Below are 16,085 nucleotides of genomic sequence, written 5' to 3'. Positions count from 1 at the left end.
GTTGGGGTCGACCCTCCGCGCGCTGCGCCTCACCCGCGGCGGCGAGGTTCGCGCGACACCACCGATACGAACGACACGCAGCCACCGGGCCGCCCGCCCAGATTGTGAGTCAGTGCGGTGTGCGGATCGGCCAGCTGGCGGTCGCCGGCCTGTCCGCGGAACTGCAGCCACGCCTCATAGAGCATGCGCAATCCGCTGGCCCCCACCGGGTGACCGAATGATTTCAACCCACCGTCGGGGTTGACCGGCAGCCGCCCACCCGCATCGAACTCCCCGGCCAGCACGTCCTTCCAGGCTTGACCGCTCTCGGAGAACCCCAGGTCCTCCATCAGCACGATCTCGGTCGGAGTGAAGCAGTCGTGGACCTCGGCCAGCGAGAGCTGCTCGGCTGGGCGCTCGATGCCCGCCTGGGCGTAGGCATCCTTGGCTGCCTTCACCACTTCCGGGAAGGTGGTGTAGTCGTAGGCCGAGTCCATCGATCCGCGCGCCGATCCCGCGATCAACGACAGCGCCTCGACGTACATGGGCGTGTCGGTGAATTCGTGCGCCCGCTCGGCGGACACGATCAGGGCGCATGCGGCCCCATCCGACACCCCCGAGCAGTCGAAAACCCCGAGGCGGCCGGCCACCTTCGGGGCGCCGTCGATGGTCTCGCGGGAAACCGGAGAACGGAACTGGGCCTTCGGATTTCGAGTGCCGTTATCGTGGTTCTTCCAGGCGACATGCGTCATCGCGGCCCGCATCTCATCCGGATGAACCCCGTGGCGGTCGCAATAGGCGGGATCCAGCAGCGAGAACGCGGCCGGCGCGGTCATCGAGATCTCCGGTGCGGTGCCGTCACCCGGCGGATCCTGACGCAACAGTCCCGAGTAGCCCGAGTCCTTGAGCTTCTCCACACCCACCGCCATCACGATGTCGTAAGCCCCCGCGGCGACGGCGTAGCACGCATTCCGGAACGCCTCGGAGCCGGTGGCACAGAAGTTCTCGACCCGGGTGACCGGTTTGTCATCGCTCGCGATGGCACGGCTCAAGGTCAGACCGCCCAGCCCGGAGCTCAGGGTGCCCAGCCAGTAGGCGTCCACATCCGCACGGGCGACTTGCGGCACCCCCGTCAGACATTCCTGGTAGGCCTCGAGGATCAGGTCATCGGTGGAGGCGTCCCAGCGTTCGCCGAACGTGCTGCATCCCATGGACACGACCGCGACCTTGCCGGCGATTCCGTTACTCGGCACTGTCCTGCACCGCCTTCCAGAAGTAGTCGTGCACACCGCCGGCGGTGAACAGCCGCCGGAACGAGAAGTGCACCCGGCTGCCGACCGCCAGCTCCTGCGGGCGGGCATCGGCCACCTCGAGGGTGCATCGACCGCCGCCGTCGATGTCGATGACCGCCTGCACCATCGGCGGCGAGGGTGAAAACGCCAGCCTGTCCACCGTGTAGGTGACGACGGTGCCGGCCAGCTGCGCGGCAGCCACATCGACCATGTCGTCGACCGCGGCGCACGACCGGCACACGCGCGCCGGCGGCAGATGAGTGAAACCGCAATTCGTGCAGCGGGATCCGGTGAAGCCGAACTTCCACCGCTCCGATCGGGCGGCCGGAGGCGCGGCCGCGCGATCGGGTTCGGGCCTGCGCGGGGACTCCCGTTCGACGAGCCCGCGCCAAGACAAATAGGTCAGGTGCGGCACCGGCAGTCCACCGTCTCGCTGCGCGCTCAGAGGCCTCTCCTGGCGGGCGTCGGCGATGGCGGCGGCAGTGCGGAACACGATGGCGTCGCAGCCGTCGACTGCCGACAGAACCAGGATGGTCTCGCCCGGTTCGGCGATGTCGAGCGCGCCGGCCAGAGCGATCAGAGGATCGGCGGCGCCGGTATGCCCGACGGGCGAAGTGATGACCGACTTCTGGCCTTTGACCAGTGTCGAGGCCCGCTTGACCACGGCGGTGTTCGGGCAGGCCAGCACGACATGGTCGGCGTCGGCCAGCCCTGCCGCGTCGAGCGCGTCGCGCGCGGCCGACCGGATCAACGCACTGTAGCGCTGCGCGCCGAACCGTTCCTCCCACTGATACCCGGTGGCAGAGGCCGGATCCCGCCACCGGTCCAGGAACTCGGCGGTGAGTGAACGCACCGCGAGTATCTCGGCGATGGGCTCGCCCTCGCCGAACCACAGGGCTGCCGCGCCGTCGCCGCCGGTCTTCTCGTCAGCCGAGCCCGGCTTACCGACTCGCACATCGGCCGCAACGACCAGTCCCCCGCTGCGGGCGCAGGCGAGTAATCCGGCAATGGCGCTTCGGGCCGTACCGCCCAGATCGGCGGCCAGCACGTCAGTGGGCAGGCCGAGCGCGGCGTGCACAGCGCTCGCATTCGTCTTGTCGGCGTAGGCGGGGGTGGTGGTGGCCAGGTAGAGCGCACCCGGGTGCGCACCCGGCTCCACCACCTGGCCGGCGGCGCTCACGGCCATGGTGGTCGAGTCTTCGTCGTAGGAGGCGACAACTCTGTCGCCCTTGCGAAGGCCGATATCGGCCGGGCTCAGTCGGTGCCGGGGCAGATAGCTGCCATACCGCAGTAATCCGAACGTCACGATGCACCCCTGAACACCGCGGCGATCCCCTGCCCGCCGCCGATGCACATCGTCTCCAGAGCCAAACCTCCACCGCGGCGGCGTAGTTCATGGAGCATGGTAGCCAGGATGCGGACGCCGGTCGCCCCGATCGGATGGCCGAGCGAAATACCCGATCCGTTCACGTTGAGCCGGTCCTCGACGTCGGCCAGCTTGAGCCCCCAGCCGGACAGCACGGCCAGCACCTGAACGGCGAAGGCCTCGTTGATTTCGATCAAGGCGAGTTCGTCGAAGGTCAATCCCGTTCGGCTGAACAACTTCTCGACTGCGCCGACCGGCCCGATCCCCATCCGGGATGGTTCGCAGCCGACCGCGGCCCAACCTTCCAGGAACCCGATTGGTTCCAGGCCCAGCGATTCCAGCCGATCTTCGGCCACCACGAGGCACGCGGCGGCGGCATCGTTTTGTTGGGCGGCATTTCCCGCAGTGACCGTGCCGCCGGGCTGCACTGTGCGCAGCTTCGCCAGGGTCTCGGTGGTGGTGTCGGGGCGCACGCCCTCGTCGGCGACCACCACGATCGGATCCCCGCGCCGCTGCGGCACCTCCACGGGCACCAACTCCTCGTCGAAGAGTCCATTGTCGTGGGCCGCCGCGGCGCGGCGATGGCTTCGGACCGCGAACTCATCCGCGGCCGACCGGTCGATGCCGAAATCGGACGCGAGATTCTCTGCCGTTTCGATCATTCCGCTGATCTGACCGAACCGCCACGCCGGCTGCGACAATTCACGTCCGCGGTCCAGGCGGTCATAGAGCATCTGGTTGCCGGATCGCGAACCCCACCGGGCCGTGGTGGTGTAGTGCTCGATATTGCTCATCGATTCGACACCGCCGGCCAGCACGACGTCGGCCGCACCGGTCTGCACCGTCATGGCCGCAGTGATGACGGCTTGTAGCCCGCCACCGCAGCGGCGGTCGATCTGCAGGCCCGAGACGGTGATCGGCAATCCGGCGTGCAGAGCTGCCCACCGGCCGATACACGGTGCTTCGGAATTGGCGTAGGACTGCGCCATCACAACGTCTTCGATGGCCTCGGGGTCGACACCACTGTGCGCGACCACCGATTTGATCACTTGCGCCGCAAGGTCTTCGGCCCGAAGGGGGCGCAGGGCGCCCCCGAACGTACCGACCGGTGTGCGCAACGGGGCGACGATGGCGGCGCGTCTCATGCCTCACCCCGCCAGCGATCTGCCGACGGATCGAGCAGACTGTTGAGCCGTTCGTCAGGAAGCCACACAATGGTTTCGAGTTCGAGTGCGTCGAGGAAACGCACCCGTCCGGTTCGCAGGTCCACCAACTTCAGCCGCGCAGAATTGGCCTCGTCGTCGATGCTCACCGCGACTTCGGCGAACTCGCTGCCGATAACCGCGCCCACCTCCGGAATCGTCACCCGTGCCGACTCGTCGAACTGGATTCCCATGAATGCTCCTTAGATGAGGAAGCTCAGCGACGGAATTGGCTGGTCGGCGTCGACCAACTGCACCTTCTTGTACGCCAACCGCAGTTCGCCGTCGACGAGGCGCAGACGGTAGGTGACCCGACCGCCCCAGACATGGTTTCCGCGCGGGCGCGACTCGACGACGATGAAGTTGGCCCCCACCTCGAGGTCGACGGCACCCTCGGGATTCTTTCGGCCACCGAGGAATTCGATATTGGAGATCAGCCGCCGCAGGTGCGAGGGCGGCGCTTGAGCGTACCGGCGACCGGTACGCACTTGCTTGAGCCTGGTGGAGATTCGGCTGCGGTTGTCATAGATGATCGACATTTGACGCGTGGGGTCCGACCCGCCGGAGTCCGCCGGAACCCAGTACAACGCATCGTCGGTCCACAGGGACTCCCACGCGTCATAGTTGTTCTCGTCGGCGTGGCGCGCCTCGCGGTAGAGGAACTGCTCCACGGCGTACCGATCGAAGCCCTCGGGTACGGCCTCGAGCACGTCCGAGTCCTGCAGTGACGTGGTCACGATGCTCAGTCCCTTTCCATCAGCGTCTTGTAGTGGGACCAGAAGCCCCGCATCCCCGTCTCATCAGTATTGGTGCCGATCTTGAACCCGTTCTCATCGACGGTTTCGCGGTTCATTCCCCGGCGCACATCGAGCCACTCCGGTGTCAAGGCTGCGATACCTTGCTGATTACGCTCATACATCTCGGTGTCGTCAGCGAGCAACATGCCCGCCGGCCCCACAGAACCGATGCACTGAGAGACCATGCGCCGATTCAGTTCTGGCGCGCCGGCAAGCTGAACCGCGGTGGCGTACTGCACGCACTGGTCGACCGCGACCGGCTGGATGTTGAAGACCTGAATCTCGGCGATGAACAGGTTGGGGAAGATCATCACGTGCGGGGCACCCTCGATGAGGATCTGCTCGGCCGCCTGCCCGTGCTTGGCCCGGATCGCGGCAACGTAGTCGGGCACCCGTGATTCTGTCGTTCCGAACCAGCGCATCGGCTCGGCGAACTTACGGAATTCGGGGCGCAAATCGTTCTCGCTATGTCCACCGCCGAGGTCGCGGGTGACCGCGGTCGAGGAGTCGCTGTAGAGCGGTCCGATAGTACTTCCGGTCACGCCGAAGATGGACCCATGCACGAACTGGGGGTGGTAGCCGTCAGTCTCGTTCTCGGCCAGCAACTTCCAGTTGGCCTGCGCCTTGTGCTGGAGCCAGCCCGCCGTCAATTCCACCCGGCCCTCGGGCGACAACCGGGTGAGCCGGTCGATCTCGCCGGCGGCGGCACCGAGGTGCTCGGCCAGCGACGGTCCGTCGGGGGCAAAGCTGCCGAACACGAAACCGCCGTGGGAGTCGACCCGGGGCACCCGCCCCATCGCGAGGTCCAGCTTGCGTCCGCCGTAGCCCTTGAAGAACGGAAAGCCGATGAGATCGCCGTTGTTACGGAACGTCCAGCCGTGGTAGGGACACCGGAACGTGCTGGAGTTCCCCTTGGCGTCGTCGCACACCTGACTGCCACGATGGGCACACCGGTTGAGCAGCAGGTGAATCTCGCCGTCCCGGTCTCGGGTCATGATGACGTCCTGGGGACCGAGCTTCTTGCGAACATAATCGTTCGGCTGGGCGACCTCGCTCTCATGGCCGACGAACACCCACGTCCGGTACCAGATCTTGTCCAGTTCCTCGGCATAGATCGCGGGGTCGGTGTAGAGCGAGCCGTGCACCTTTTCCGGGCGGATCAGCCGACCGTACCGGCCGCTGGTGTCTGCCGAGGGATCGATGACAGAGGTCATGAGAGAACTCCTTGTCGTGGGCCGAACGAGGGTCGCCGCTTCTCCTGAAAAGCCGCGACGCCTTCGGCGAAATCGTCGCTGCCGAATAGCCGCGCCTGATGCGCGGCCTCGCGGTCGAGCACCTCGAGGGGAGTCAAAGTGGGAGCGCTCGCGAGCATCGTCTTGATGACGCCGTAGGCCAGCGCCGGTCCGGCCGCGAGTCGTCTCGCATCGGTGCGGGCCGCCTCGATCGCGGTTCCGGGTTCGACCAGGGCGTCGACCAGCCCCCAGTCGTAGCCGACCTCCGCGGTGACCGGTTCGGGCAGTAGCAGCATCTGGCGAGCGCGAGCGACCCCGATGCGGCGCGGCAGCGAAGCGAACGCCCCCATGTCGCCGGCGAGGCCGACATTGGTGAATGTCGTCGCAAAGCGCGCGTCCCGGGCCGCGACGATCCGGTCACAGGCGGCGGCCAGGGCCGCACCCGCGCCGAACGCGGCACCCTCGACCGCAGCGATGACCGGTTTCGGGGTGTTCCAGATCGCCCGGATCACGCGCTGTGCCAACTGCGCGCGATCCATCGCCTCGCTCTCGGTCATGAGCCGCATGGTGGAGATGTCGCCGCCCGAGCAGAACGTGGTGCCCGCACCGGTGAGGATGATCGCGCGTACCCCCGCGTCGGAACCAGCGGATTCCAGAGCGTCGGCCAGTTCCAGCCGCAACGGGATATCGATGGCGTTGCGAACCTCCGGCCGGTTGAGGGTCAGGGTGCGGACGGCGCCGTCATCGTCGATGAGGACGTTCACTGGCCGGTGAACCTCGGTGCTCGACGTTCGATGACGGCGCGCAGCCCTTCCAATGCATCAGCGGTGCCGGACAATTCGGACACCGTGCGCGACTCCTCGGGCAGTCGCTCCTCGATGGAGGCGCCGACACCCGACCACACCAGCCGTTTGGTCGCCGACAACGCCCGGGTGGGCATGGCCGCCAATTCGGCGGCAATGGTCTCGGTGCGGGCCTGGAGCTCCGTGTCGTCGACCACCTCGGTGATCAGACCGATTCGGGCTGCCTCGTCGGCCGTCAACGTGGGGTTGGTGAGAAGGATCCGCAACGCCTGCCGCAGACCGACCAATTGAGTGAGGGTGACTGAGGATCCACCATCGGGCGCCATCCCGACTCGTACTGCGCCGGAGAAGAATCTGGCCGACTGCGCGGCCACCACGATATCGGAGGCGCAGACCAGACCCAGGCCGCCGCCGCCCGCCGCGAAGCCCTGCACCGCGGTGACAACGGGGACCCGCAGCTGGATGAGCGCCGCGGTGGCCAGCTGCAGCCAGGCCGTGGCCTGGCGCAGATAGTCCGGCAGCTGTTCGCCTTTGGACTCGAAGGTGTGGATGTCACCGCCCGCACAGAAATTACGTCCGGCTCCGGTCAGCAGCACCACCTTGACCGCGGGGTCGGCGTGGCACGCCAAGACCGCCTCGTGCAGTGCCTTGAGCGTTTCGACATTGAGGCCATTCGAGGTGCCGGGGCGGTTCAGCCGGATGCTGGCAACGCCGTTGGGCGCAACCTCCCGCAGCACGGCGGCGTCGATCGCTGTAGTCATGCCTTGACCTCTCTGCTCTTGAATGCCGAAACGCCGGTTCGGCCGGCCTGTCCGCTGATCCGGTCTACGACGGCATCGGTTTCGTCGGCGTTTGCGGTGTCGAAATCCTTGGCCAAACCATCGTTCACCAGCTGCTTGATGGCGGTGAGGGCCGAACGGTCGCGCCCGGCCAATTTCGTCACGAATGCGTCGACGGATTCGTCGAACGTCTCCGGCGGAAAGCAGTTGTAGGCCAAACCGAGTTCGACGGCGTCGAAACCGGTGATCCTGTCACCGGACAACAACAGCCCCAACGCCTGTTGCCGCCCGAGCAGACGCGGCAGACGTGCGGTACTGCCCCCGCCCGGGATCATGCCGAAGTTGATGTGGTTGTCCGCGATCCGTGCGTCGTTGGCGACCAGCACGATGTCGGCCGCCTGCATCAGCTCGAAGCCCCCGGCCATGGCCACCCCTTCGACGGCGACGACGACGGGCACCTCCGCACGGGTGATCGCATCGCAGGCGGCCTTGAACGCGGTGAACAGAGTGCGCAGCTCCGCAGCACCTTCGGCGCGCAACCGTTGCACCTCGTCGAAATCGCCTCCGGCGCAGAAATTCCCGCCGGCACCGCGGATCACGACGACGTTGACGTCCCGGCGGTCGCCAAGCTGGTCGATCGCGGTCTGGAGTGCGGTGGCCAGTTCGACGTTGATGGCGTTCATCCGGTCCGGCCGATTGAGCGTGATACGTCCGATGCCGCCATCGATAGCGGTGACTACGGGCTTCACATGTATCTCCCGCCACCCACTTCGATCACCGATCCGGTGATGTAGCTCGACAGCTCCGAGCCCAGGAACACGACCGCGTCCGCGACCTCGCAGGGTTCACCAGCACGTTTCATGGGCACGTCCGCCTCCCGTTGAGCGAAGAGCTCCGGCCCCATCGCCGCTGTCATCGGGGTTCGGATCAGCCCGGGCTGCACGGCATTGACCCGCACGTTGTGGTGGGCGACCTCTTTGGCGGCCGCCTTCGTCAGCCCGACGATGCCGGCCTTGGCCGCGCTGTAATTCGTCTGGCCGGGGTTACCGGATTTCCCCGACAGCGAAGAGATATTGACGATGCTCCCGGACTTCTGTTCGCGCATCACCGCGGTGGCTTCGCGGATTCCGAGCCAGGTGCCGCGCAGGTGAACGGTGACGACCGCGTCGAAGTCCTGGACTGCCATCTTTTTCAGGGACGCGTCGCGCGTGATGCCGGCGTTGTTGACGAACACATCGAGGCGCCCGAAATCACGAACCGCACCTGCCACCAACGCTTGTACCTGGTCTTCGGAGGTCACATCGCAAACCGCGCCCGTGCAATCGGCGCCGGTTCCGGCGACGTCGTCGACCGCCAAACGGATCGCGTCCTCATCGAGATCGGCCAGGACCACCCTCGCCCCGTGCCGATACAACGTGCGGGCGATCTCGCGACCTATCCCCTGCGCCGCGCCGGTAACCACCGCAACCTTGCCGTGCAGCAGTTTCTCCACATTGATCTCCCGTCGACGCTTCCGCCGTAGACAAATCTAACCGATATTTCTAATCTAGGTTAAATCACGGGTCCGAGCTGTTTCAACAACCTCGGCCAGGAAGGACCACCATGGATCTCGGACTGTCAGGAGCACGAGTCGTCGTCACCGGCGGCGCATCCAACATCGGACGGGGAATCGTGCACGAATTCGCCGCCGAAGGCGCGCGAATCGTGTTGAACGACATAGACGAGCCCCAGGCCAAGAAAGTCCGCGACGAGGCCATCGAACTGGGGGCGTCCGCCGTCGAGCTCGCGATCGAGGATCTGACGGTGCCCGGCGGCGCCGAGAACACGATCGGGCTGGCCGTCGACACCTGGGGCGGCGTCGACGTCGTCGTCAACAATGCCGGCTGGAGTGTGCCCGGGTTCGTGGCCACCGACACCGATCGCGACAAATGGCAGCGCACGATCGAGGTGAATTTCTTCAGCGCGATCGCCACCACGCAGGCCGCGATAGGCCCGATGAAGGCCGGCGGTGGCGGGGCGTTGGTGTTCATCGCCAGCGATGCGGCATTCGGCCAGATTCGGCAGGGCATCTACGGTGCGTCGAAGGCCGCGATGGTGGCGTTCGCGCGCACGACCGCACGCGAACACGGACGGCACGGCATTCGCTCCAACATCGTGTGCCCGGGCCTGGTGATGCCCGAAGGGCCGGAGGCCGTCGGGGCATCGAGCCTGTGGGCGGTCGGCGAAGACGAAGTGTTCAACCCCAAGCAGATTGACTTCATGCTCAAAGACACCCCCACGCGGAAACTGACCACGGCCACCGATGTCGCGCGGGCAGTGTTGTGGTTCGCATCGCCACTGGCCGCGGGCCAGGTGACCGGGCAGATGATCTCGGTCAGCGGCGGCTACACGATGCCGTAACCACCCGGGCCCGCCGTCGGTCGCCCCTCAGCTCGGGGGCATCATCATCGACTGCCATGTCTGGCCCTCACCGTTGCCAGACAGATTGGATTGGGTGTACAGCTGCCCGTCCGGTCCGAGGTAGGTGCCGGTGGCGGGGTTGTACTCCGCGGCGGCGATCGGCGGCGGTTGGGCGGCAGGCGGCCGTGTGGCGTCGGGAATCTGCCCCGGCCGCAACTGCGGAACGGGCTGTCCCGAAAGCGTCGCGTTCGGATCGCCCTTCCAGTTGTAGCCGTCGTTGAGCGGGACGTACTCCTCGCCGCTTTCACACATCGTCACCGTCGGTGCCCGCTTGCCCGGTCGCGTCTCGCACGGCAGGTTGCGCGCTCCGCGCACGTTGAACATCGAATCCTGCGGTACCCGGCAATAGAAGTCGCCCTCGGGGCGCGGCGGGTAGTCGGTCAGGCTGGTCGCCCTGGCCTGTTGCGGCGGGAGGTAACCGGTCAGGCACGGTGGCGGGAGGTTGAGGTTCAGGTTGAAGCTGAGGAAAGCACCCTTGTAGGCCTGCTTGGTGTTGCGATTGGTCAGACCGGCACCCTGAACGACCTCGACTGCCGAGGGAAGCAACACCAAGAGCTGCTCGATGTTGGGCTGATAGGTCACCGCCACTTCACCGGCGGTCACCAGATTCGCCAGAAGTACCGGCAAGGTCGGCTGCAACCGGTCGAACAGTTGCCGGGCTTGTTCCGCGGCTTCCGGGCCCGCCTGCAGCACACCCCGAACCGAGGAATCCTCGTTCTTCAACTGCGACGTGACCGATGCCAAACTCGCGGCCCAGCTTTCGATCGAACCCGCAGTCGCCGTCTGCGAATCGAGGATCGGCCTGGAATTGTCGATGAGGTTGGTCAGGGAATCGAGATTCTGGCGCGCATCGATCGCCAGTGTGGTGGAGCCCTTGACGAGTCGGGCCAGGTCCGGCCCCAGTCCCCCGACCGCGGTCGCGGCCTCGTCGACGGCGGTCTGCAGGTTGTCCCCGGGGATGGCGTCGAGTCCCTTATCCGCGGCGGCGAGCAGGTTGCTGATATCCGGCGGAACCGAGGTGTGCTCCCGCGCGATGACGTCGCCGGCCTTCAACGCACTCCCGTCCCCCCGCGGGATCAGGGCAACGTACTGCTCACCGATGGCCGAGGCGCTGTGCACTTCGGCGGTCAGATCGGCGGGGATGGGTATGCCCGACTTCAACGACAGGTCGGCGACCACCCCAGTCCGGTCCAGACGGACGTCGGTGACCTTGCCGACCTCGGTTCCCCGATAGGTGACATTGGCGTTCTTGTACAGCCCCGCCGCCGCGGGCAGTTCGACCGCGACCTGGTAGCGACCGACGCCGAACAGCAGACCCGGCAGACCCATGTAGTTGAAGATCATGATGGAGCCACCGACCAGCGTGATCACCGCGAAGAACGCCAGCTGGATGAGAATGCGCCTGCTGAGCACCATCTACGGCCCCTGATTCAGGTGGTAGGGAACGATCAACGGATTTCCCGCGGTGTACGGGCTGGGCAACTGTCCGATCGTGCGACCCCATTGCATTTCGAGCTCGGTCAGATTGCCCTCCCACCGGGTGCCGGTGAAGAACGACGAATCGATTCGGCTGAGCGTCAGGTCGATGACCGCGGTCAGATTGGCGTAGTCACCGCGAAACCACTTGCTCAACGTTTCCTTCGCGAAGGGATACACCGCGAAGAAGCTCAATGACCGGGTCAGTGCCGGACCGGAGTCGGCCAGTGACTTGAGAACCGGGCCGATGTCCTTGAGTTCTTGTACCAGAGCTTCTTTGGTCTGATTGGCCGAGTCGGCAGCCAGCGCACTGAACTTACCGAGCTGGTCGAGCGCGTCGGCGAGCTTGTCGCGTTCGTCTCTGATGACAGCCAGCGCGGCCGGCAGCGTGTCCAGTGCTTTGTCGACGACCGGCTTCTGCTCGGCGAAATCGGAGACCAGCCGGTTCAGGCTCTCGGTGGCGGCGATGATGTCGCCGGTTTGCGCGTCGGTGTTCTTCATGAACGTGTCGAGCTGGCCGATCAGACTGCGCAGATCTTTTTCGCGGCCGGCGAATGCTGTACTGAATGCTGTTGTGATGTCTTGGATTTGGCCGATCCCGCCGCCGTTCAACAGCAGCGACACCGCTGCCAGTGTCTGTTCGGTCGAGGGGTATGCCCCGCTCGACGACAGCGGGATCAGTGAGCCGTCGTGGAGCCGACCCTCGGGGGCGACCGCGACCGGCGGTGCCAGTTCGATATGCAAGGAGCCCAGCAGGCTGGTCTGACCCACAGTCACCGTCGCATTCGCCGGCAGCTTCACCTCGCCGGCCAGGCGCATCGTCACCAGGGCGTGCCAGCCTTGCCGTTCGATTTTGGTGACCGTTCCGATATTGACGTCACCGACCCGCACGCGTGAGTTCTGCTGGATGTTGTTCACGTCGGGCAGCTGCGCCGTGACCGTGAATGCGCCCGGGCCGTCACCCTCGGTGCCCGGCATCGGCAGCGAGTTCAACCCACGCCACCCGCCGCAGCCGCTGAGCGTCATCGACAGCGCGGTGGCCGCGACGGCCGCGGTGATCCCGAAACGTCTGAATCGGGTCATGAGCCCGCCTTAGCCGGGACCATCATTCCCGAAAGTCCGCCGGCCGGATCTGTTTGCGCCGCTTCGGCTGGCAGCGGCGCCGGGTCGGGAGCCGGCGCCGAGGGCGGCGCCGGCGGAACGTAATCCGGCCTCAACCGGTCTTCGCTGTAGGTGACTTCGTTGGGTCGCGCGACGGCACCGACAAACGGGTTCGCACCGATCGGGAAGAAGTTCATCTGACGGTTCTTCACGATCGGAGCGAGGTATTGCACGCACAGTTTCGCCGACTGCTCGGCGTCGAGCCGTGACGCCGCCTGCACCGCGCCGCAGAGGAAGCTGATCGGATCGCTGAGGTTGTTGGTCGACAGCGCCCCGGTCAGCGTGCCCTGAGCCGGTTGGTAGATGTTGATGAAGTTCTGCAACACCGTGGGCGAGATGTGCAGCAGCTGTTTCACGTCGTCGATGCTGTCCACAACGGCTTGAGACACCGACCCCAGCTTGTCGGACGTGGTACCGAGCGACTCCTTGTTGTCAGCAACGAATTTCGCAACATCGCGCGAAACGTCATTGACGTTACGGACAGCGTTGGCCACCTCGTCGGGATCGTCGGCAAGTGTTCTGGTGACCGAGGCGAGGTTCTGGTTGAGCTGCTTCATCACATCCGCACTGTCCCGCAACGCCGAGACGAGCAGTGACAGATTGCGCAGTGTGCTGAAGAGGTCAGTGCTGTGATCACCGAGCGCCGAAGTCGCCTGGGACAACTTGACGAGCGTGTCGTGGATGCTGGCGCCGCGTCCTCGCAGATTGTCCGCGGCGGTGTTCACCAGAGACCCCAGTGTGCTGGTGCCGCCGGCCTCGGCGGGTTGCAGCATCTCGGTGAACCGTTGCAGCTGGACACGAACGTCGTCCCATTCGACCGGAACCGCCGTTCGGTCGCGCGGGATGCTGGCACCGTCGGCCAGGGTGGGGCCGGTCGTGTACGCGGGAGTCAGTTGGATGGCTCGCGCGGTGACCAGGGATGGTGCCAGGATGACTGCTTTGGCGTCGGCGGGAATCTGGTACTTATCGTCCACCCAGAAGCTCACCTTCGCCTGTCGCGGCTCGACGTCGATCCGGTCGATCTCGCCCACCGGAACACCAAGAATGCGCACTTGGTCACCGACAAAGAGTCCGTTCGTGTTGTCGAAGAACGCGACGATCTTGGTACGAGAAACGTGCTCGCGCGTCACGATGGCGACGCTGAATCCGGCAATCACCAGGCAGGTGAGGATCAGCCCGATCGAGACGCGAATACGTCGCCGCGTCATTGCCGGCTCCCTTCTGGCGCGACGGGATTGCCGTCGGGTCCGGTCCCACCGGAGGCAGGCGGTCCCGGCGGCGGTCCCCCGGCGGGCGCGGGCGGCCCGGGATCGCGATAGGGATAGCAACCGGGGCCGGGCAGTGGCAATCCGGGCGGACCGCATTGCTGATCGGCAGGGTTGCCGGTGATGGCATCGGGGATCGTCATCCTCGGTTCGCCGCTCTGTCCGGTCCGCGGGAACGGGACCGGAAGCGCAGGAGTGCCGGGTTGCCCGATCTGCGGATCGGTCCGCTGCGATGGCGCCAGCACGTGCGGGTCCAGACCAAGATCGGAGAACGCCGCATCGATGAACGGCTGGAGGAACTGTCCTGGCAGGAGATTGGCCAGGTAGGCCTTGAAGAACGGGCCCGACGACAACGACTCACCCAGCGACATCACGTAGGTACTCAAGCCCTTGATCGATTGCTGGACTTCAGCTTTGCGTTTGTCGACGATGGTCAGGGCGCCGTTCAGTTTGTCGAGCGCGGGTGTCAGGGTCTCGCGGTTCTCGGCGATGGCGCCCCGAATCTGTGTCGCGAGTTCAGAGATGTTGTTGGAGATCTGATCCAAAGCTGCGCGTTGTCCCTGCAGCGCGACCAGCAGCGCATTGGACTCGTGGACCAGTTGGACGATCGTGTCACTGCGCTCGGCAAGCACCGTGGTCGCCTTGTTCGCATTGGCGAGGAGGTTGCGCAGCTGTCCGTCACGGCGGTTCAGCGTGTCCGAGAACCGTCCGACTCCCTCGACAGCGGCGCGCAGGTCATCGGGCGTGTCTCGAAACGTGTCGGCCAGCGTGGACAGCGAGGCGGAGAGCTGATCGGTGTTCAGCCCGCTGATTTGAGCGGTGATATCGCCGATCGCGTCCGGCAGCTGGTAGGCCGATGTCGTTCGTTCCAGGGGGATGGTGCCCTGCAGCTGTCCGTCACCTCGCGGGGTGATGTCGAGGATCTTCGACCCGAGCAGACTCTTGGTCTTGACCGCGGCTTCGGTGCGGTCGCCCAGGCGGACGTCGTCGTCGACCTGGAACTGCACCAGCACCCGCGCCCCGTCGAGGGAAATGCTCTCGACCTTACCCACCTTGAATCCCGATACCTGCACGGCCGCACCGGAAGTGAGTCCCCCGGCTTCGGCGAAGTATGCGGCATAGGACTTCTGCGCGGCGACGAAGGGCAGCTTGTCGTAATTGAGGACGCCGAAGCCGATCGCGGAGATGGCGACGACACCGACAGTGCCAATGACGAACAGGTTTCGATCCTGGAATGGCTTCATCGGGGCGTGCACCTACCGGTGTCCTGGCCGGCCAGCTTCACGTAGACGGGCTGGCCACCCTTGCCGTTCAGTTTGAGCACCAGATCACAGATATAGAACGCGAAGTAATCGCCGTTGAGGCCCTGTCTACCGAGAATCCGGTATGAATCCGGCAGTGTGGCAAGGAGATTGTCGACATAATCATGATCGGCAACCACGATGCCGGCGGTCCGGTCGGTCTCCTTGACCGCGTTGGCCAGCGGTGGCCGGGCTTGCCTGAGCAGGTCGGCGACGCCGGCGGCGGACGCATTGGTGTAGGCGACGGCGTTGCTCAGATCGGTCTTGCGCATCTGGAGCGTATGGACGATCTCGGCGAGCGAATCAACGGCGCTGCCGAATTTGTCCTTCTGATCACCAAGCGAACCCAGCACGACGCTGAGGTTGGCGACTACCTGCCCCACCAACTGGTCACGGTCAGCCAGCGTATTGGTCAGTGCTGCGGTCTGCGAGAGAAACGACCCGACGGTCGCGCCCTGTCCCTGCAGCGCCGAAAGAAGTTGTCCGCTCAGCGCATTCACTTGATCTGGGTTCAGTGCTCGAAACAGCGGGCGGAACCCGCCGATGAGAGCGTCGAGGTCGAGCGCGGGCGAGGTCTGGTCGACGGGAATCGTCGCGCCGGGTGGTAACACCTTGGGTGAACCGGCACCCTCTTCGAGGGCCAGGTACCGACCGCCGATGACGTTGTCATAGCGGATGACCGCGCGGCTGCCCTCGGTCAGCACCACCGAATCGTCGGCACGAAATTCGACGGTCACCGTGCTGTCCGTGTTCAGCCGGATATTGCTCACCTTGCCGACCTCGACGCCGGCGATACGCACGAAGTTCCCGTTCTCCAAACCGGTCACATTGGTGAATACCGCGTTGAAGGTCCGCCCGCCGTCGAACCGGAACTGCGCGAAGATGGTGAGCAACGCGAAAAGGCCCAACGCAGCAACGATCATGAAGACGCCGAGCCGCCAGGCTGCGCCCGACAGGTTGTCTCTCATGCCG

General features: G+C 65.5%; 16 protein-coding genes. 1 reads left to right on the top strand and 15 read right to left on the bottom strand.

Features of this window, described 5'->3' with window-relative positions; genetic code table 11:
• Positions 1-29 precede the first annotated feature (29 nt).
• The 10 genes from G6N38_RS21775 to fabG all read right to left on the bottom strand — a co-directional run bounded on the left by G6N38_RS21775 (position 30) and on the right by fabG (position 8,942).
• Entirely contained in the window at positions 30-1,232 is a 1,203-nt protein-coding gene (locus G6N38_RS21775; protein ID WP_163750083.1) for an acetyl-CoA acetyltransferase, read from the bottom strand.
• Complete coding sequence (locus G6N38_RS21770) at positions 1,222-2,577, bottom strand: OB-fold domain-containing protein (protein WP_163750082.1); 1,356 nt, start codon at positions 2,575-2,577, stop codon at positions 1,222-1,224. The genes G6N38_RS21775 and G6N38_RS21770 overlap by 11 nt, the downstream gene beginning before the upstream one ends.
• Positions 2,574-3,782: an acetyl-CoA C-acetyltransferase gene (locus G6N38_RS21765; protein ID WP_163750081.1), complete on the bottom strand. Its 1,209-nt coding sequence runs from the start codon at positions 3,780-3,782 to the stop codon at positions 2,574-2,576. Before G6N38_RS21765 ends, G6N38_RS21770 begins: the two co-directional genes overlap by 4 nt.
• Entirely contained in the window at positions 3,779-4,033 is a 255-nt protein-coding gene (locus G6N38_RS21760; RefSeq protein WP_163750080.1) for a hypothetical protein, read from the bottom strand. Before G6N38_RS21760 ends, G6N38_RS21765 begins: the two co-directional genes overlap by 4 nt.
• 9 nt (positions 4,034-4,042) lie before the next feature.
• The gene (locus G6N38_RS21755) at positions 4,043-4,510 is read right to left on the bottom strand and encodes an aromatic-ring-hydroxylating dioxygenase subunit beta (protein WP_407663010.1); all 468 of its coding nucleotides are present in this window, start codon (positions 4,508-4,510) and stop codon (positions 4,043-4,045) included.
• A gap of 71 nt (positions 4,511-4,581) precedes the next feature.
• Positions 4,582-5,850, bottom strand: coding sequence for an aromatic ring-hydroxylating oxygenase subunit alpha (locus G6N38_RS21750; protein WP_163750078.1), 1,269 nt, complete (start codon positions 5,848-5,850; stop codon positions 4,582-4,584).
• A complete protein-coding gene (locus G6N38_RS21745) occupies positions 5,847-6,632 on the bottom strand; it encodes an enoyl-CoA hydratase/isomerase family protein (RefSeq protein ID WP_163750077.1) in 786 nt (261 codons plus the stop codon). The genes G6N38_RS21750 and G6N38_RS21745 overlap by 4 nt, the downstream gene beginning before the upstream one ends.
• Positions 6,629-7,432 carry an enoyl-CoA hydratase/isomerase family protein gene (locus G6N38_RS21740; RefSeq protein WP_163750076.1) on the bottom strand — a complete coding sequence of 268 codons (804 nt, stop codon included), beginning with the start codon at positions 7,430-7,432 and terminating at the stop codon, positions 6,629-6,631. Before G6N38_RS21740 ends, G6N38_RS21745 begins: the two co-directional genes overlap by 4 nt.
• Positions 7,429-8,199, bottom strand: a complete 771-nt coding sequence (locus G6N38_RS21735) for an enoyl-CoA hydratase/isomerase family protein (RefSeq protein ID WP_163750075.1) — start codon at positions 8,197-8,199, stop codon at positions 7,429-7,431. Before G6N38_RS21735 ends, G6N38_RS21740 begins: the two co-directional genes overlap by 4 nt.
• Positions 8,196-8,942, bottom strand: a complete 747-nt coding sequence (gene fabG / locus G6N38_RS21730; RefSeq protein ID WP_163750074.1) for a 3-oxoacyl-ACP reductase FabG — start codon at positions 8,940-8,942, stop codon at positions 8,196-8,198. The genes G6N38_RS21735 and fabG overlap by 4 nt, the downstream gene beginning before the upstream one ends.
• 110 nt (positions 8,943-9,052) lie before the next feature.
• On the opposite strand from fabG, the gene G6N38_RS21725 reads away from it, so the two are divergent.
• A complete protein-coding gene (locus tag G6N38_RS21725; RefSeq protein WP_163750073.1) occupies positions 9,053-9,850 on the top strand; it encodes an SDR family NAD(P)-dependent oxidoreductase in 798 nt (265 codons plus the stop codon).
• A gap of 27 nt (positions 9,851-9,877) precedes the next feature.
• Here G6N38_RS21725 and G6N38_RS21720 read toward each other — a convergent pair whose 3' ends face one another.
• The 5 genes from G6N38_RS21720 to G6N38_RS21700 are packed head-to-tail and all read right to left on the bottom strand — an operon-like array spanning position 9,878 to position 16,081.
• Entirely contained in the window at positions 9,878-11,326 is a 1,449-nt protein-coding gene (locus G6N38_RS21720; protein ID WP_163750072.1) for an MCE family protein, read from the bottom strand.
• A complete protein-coding gene (locus G6N38_RS21715; RefSeq protein WP_163750071.1) occupies positions 11,327-12,469 on the bottom strand; it encodes a virulence factor Mce family protein in 1,143 nt (380 codons plus the stop codon).
• On the bottom strand, positions 12,466-13,755 hold the full coding sequence (locus tag G6N38_RS21710) for an MCE family protein (RefSeq protein ID WP_163750070.1): 1,290 nt from the start codon (positions 13,753-13,755) through the stop codon (positions 12,466-12,468). Before G6N38_RS21710 ends, G6N38_RS21715 begins: the two co-directional genes overlap by 4 nt.
• Positions 13,752-15,056: an MCE family protein gene (locus G6N38_RS21705; RefSeq protein WP_163750069.1), complete on the bottom strand. Its 1,305-nt coding sequence runs from the start codon at positions 15,054-15,056 to the stop codon at positions 13,752-13,754. The genes G6N38_RS21710 and G6N38_RS21705 overlap by 4 nt, the downstream gene beginning before the upstream one ends.
• On the bottom strand, positions 15,053-16,081 hold the full coding sequence (locus G6N38_RS21700; protein ID WP_163750068.1) for an MCE family protein: 1,029 nt from the start codon (positions 16,079-16,081) through the stop codon (positions 15,053-15,055). The genes G6N38_RS21705 and G6N38_RS21700 overlap by 4 nt, the downstream gene beginning before the upstream one ends.
• Positions 16,082-16,085: the final 4 nt, after the last annotated feature.

The organism is Mycolicibacterium helvum (assembly GCF_010731895.1).
Classification (GTDB): domain Bacteria; phylum Actinomycetota; class Actinomycetes; order Mycobacteriales; family Mycobacteriaceae; genus Mycobacterium; species Mycobacterium helvum.
This window is presented reverse-complemented; position numbering and strand designations above follow the sequence as displayed.